4 protein-coding genes and 1 pseudogene are annotated in these 2,611 nt (G+C 66.3%); all 5 read right to left on the bottom strand.

The window, feature by feature from the left end:
* Positions 1-192 (bottom strand): annotated as a pseudogene (locus VGF12_RS09310) (hypothetical protein); the annotation flags it as partial.
* The gene (gene ccoP / locus VGF12_RS09305; protein ID WP_213605012.1) at positions 189-1,124 is read right to left on the bottom strand and encodes a cytochrome-c oxidase, cbb3-type subunit III; all 936 of its coding nucleotides are present in this window, start codon (positions 1,122-1,124) and stop codon (positions 189-191) included. The gene ccoP and the pseudogene VGF12_RS09310, both read right to left, overlap by 4 nt.
* Positions 1,121-1,261, bottom strand: a complete 141-nt coding sequence (locus tag VGF12_RS09300) for a cbb3-type cytochrome oxidase subunit 3 (RefSeq protein ID WP_213605011.1) — start codon at positions 1,259-1,261, stop codon at positions 1,121-1,123. The genes ccoP and VGF12_RS09300 overlap by 4 nt, the downstream gene beginning before the upstream one ends.
* Positions 1,262-1,264: 3 nt before the next feature.
* Positions 1,265-1,885 (bottom strand): cytochrome-c oxidase, cbb3-type subunit II, encoded by a 621-nt coding sequence (ccoO, locus tag VGF12_RS09295; protein WP_162338127.1) that lies wholly within the window; start codon positions 1,883-1,885, stop codon positions 1,265-1,267.
* A 12-nt stretch (positions 1,886-1,897) separates the two neighbouring features.
* Positions 1,898-2,611, bottom strand: a 714-nt coding sequence (locus VGF12_RS09290; protein WP_331175754.1) for a cbb3-type cytochrome c oxidase subunit I, incomplete at its 5' end; no start/stop codon positions are given.

Below are 2,611 nucleotides of genomic sequence, written 5' to 3'. Positions count from 1 at the left end.
CGTGTAGCCGAGTTCGCGGCTGATCGCCAGGTCGGGGAAGGTCATGTCGCGCAGCGTCAGCGGGTCGACGAAGGCGAAGAACACCATCGTCGCCACGCCGGCGGCGAAGAAGCTGGGCCAGAGCACCGCCCCGACGCGCTGTGCGAGCGGCCGGGGCGGATGGTCGAGCCGGGGTTCGGTGAAATCGGTCATTTCGCGCCGGCTGCCGCCTGACCCTCCTTGTGCGACAGCGACCAGACGTAGGAGGCGACAAGGCGCGCACGCGTCTCGCCCAGCAGTTCGCGGTGGGCGGGCATCACGCCATGACGGCCTTGGGTGATCGTCGTGCGCATGCTTTCCTTGCTGTTGCCGTAGAGCCAGTAATCGTCGGTCAGGTCGGGCGCGCCCAGTTCCTGGTTGCCCTTGCCGTCCACGCCGTGGCAGGCAACGCAGAGACCATCGTACAGCGGCTTGCCCTGGGCGGCCATGAAGTTGTTGCTCATGCCGTCCTGCGGATCGTTCAGCACGTTGACGTAGGCGATGACGTAGTCGACGGCGTTGGGGCCGCCCATGCTGGTCAATGCGGTGCCCCATTCCGGCATCACGCCCTCGCGGCCGTCCAGTACCGTCTGCAGTACCAGGTCCGGCGTACCGCCCCAGTGCCAGATGCCGTCGGTCAGGTTGGGGTAGCCGGTCGCGCCCTGGCCGGTGGAGCCGTGGCAGGTGGCGCAGGTGTTGTTGAAGATCGATCGGCCCAGTGCCAGCGCCTTCGGATCCTTGGCCAGCTGGTCGATCGGCTGGTTGGCGAACGGCGCGAACGTGGCTTCCAGCTTCTTGTCCTGCACCGCCTTCACTTCGTCGTGTTCGCCCGAGGAGGACCACTTGGCGTAGCCGGGAATGACGCCCAGGCCGCCGTACCACGCGATGTAGCCGATGCTGAAGACGATGGTGAGGTAGAACAGGTTGATCCACCAGCGCGGCAACGGCTTGTTGTACTCGGTGAGGTCGCCGTCCCACACGTGCGAGGTGTCTTCCGGCGCCGGGTCGCCCGGGCGGCGGCGGCCGGTCCACCACAGCAGCCACACGCAACCCAGGATGTTCAGTACGACCAGCGCGACGATGAACCCGATCCAGCCTGCGCTCATGGGTTGTTCTCCCCTTCCTCACCCAGCGGCATGCGCGCCGCATTGTCGAAATCCGCCTTGCGGCGCGGGCTCCACGCCCACGCCCAGCCGGCGATGAAGAGCACGATCAGCGCCCCGGTCACGATCCCCGATACCATGGCTCAGCCTCCCCTCGGCGCGGCCTTGCCCAGCCCTTGCAGGTAGGCGACCACGGCGTCCAGTTCTGTCCTGCCTTCCACGTCGGTGGCGGCGTTGTCGATGTCTTCGTCGGTGTACGGGTCGCCGATGCGCTGCAGCGTCTTCATGCGCTGGGCGATGTCCGCGCCGTCGACCTTGGCGTTCTCCAGCCAAGGGAACGACGGCATGTTCGACTCCGGCACCACGTCGCGCGGATTGATCAGGTGCACGCGGTGCCAGTCGTCGGAGTAGCGTCCGCCCACGCGGGCCAGGTCCGGCCCGGTGCGCTTGCTGCCCCACTGGAACGGACGGTCGTAGACCGATTCGCCGGCCAGCGAGTAGTGGCCGTAGCGTTCGGTTTCGAACCGCAGCGTGCGCACCATCTGCGAGTGGCAGTTGTAGCAGCCCTCGCGGATGTAGATGTCGCGGCCGGCCAGTTGCAGCGCCGGATAGGGCTTGACGCCTTCCAGCGGCTTGATCGCCTCGGCCTGGAACATCAGCGGGACGATCTCGGCCAGGCCGCCGAACGACACCGCCACCGCGATCAGCACGGCCATCAGGCCGACGTTCTTCTCGACTTTCTCGTGTGAGTTTCCGTTGCTCATGTCGTCAGGTCCTCAGGCGCGCGCCTGGCTGGCATCGGGTTGCAGGATGGGCTGCGGCGCGAGGGACTTGGCCGCCTGGAAGGTCTTCCAGGTGTTCCAGGCCATCAGCAGCATGCCGACGAAAACCAGCAGGCCGCCGCCCAGGCGGACCAGGTCGTAGGGATAGGTGGCGTTCAGCGCTTCGACGAAGCTGTAGGTCAGCGTGCCGTCGGCGTTGGTGGCGCGCCACATCAGGCCCTGCATCACGCCGGCGATCCACATGGAGGCGATGTAGAACACCACGCCCAGGGTATGCAGCCAGAAGTGGGTGTCGATGGCCTTGACCGAGAACATCTGCTCGCGGCCCAGCAGCTTGGGCAGCATCGCGTAGACCGAGCCGATGGTGATCATCGCCACCCAGCCCAGCGCACCGGCGTGCACGTGGCCGATGGTCCAGTCGGTGTAGTGGCTCAGCGAGTTGACCGTCTTGATCGACATCATGGGACCTTCGAAGGTCGACATCATGTAGAACGACAGCGAGACGATCAGGAACTTCAGGATCGGGTCGGTGCGCAGCTTGTGCCACACGCCGGAGAGCGTCAGCACGCCGTTGATGGCGCCGCCCCAGCTGGGCGCCAGCAGGATCAGCGAGAACACCATGCCCAGGCTCTGCGCCCAGTCCGGCAGCGCCGTGTAATGCAGGTGGTGCGGGCCGGCCCACATGTAGATGGCGATCAGCGCCCAGAA

The sequence above is a fragment of the Roseateles sp. genome (assembly GCF_036404855.1).
In the GTDB taxonomy this organism is placed as follows: Bacteria; Pseudomonadota; Gammaproteobacteria; order Burkholderiales; family Burkholderiaceae_C; genus Pelomonas.
This window is presented reverse-complemented; position numbering and strand designations above follow the sequence as displayed.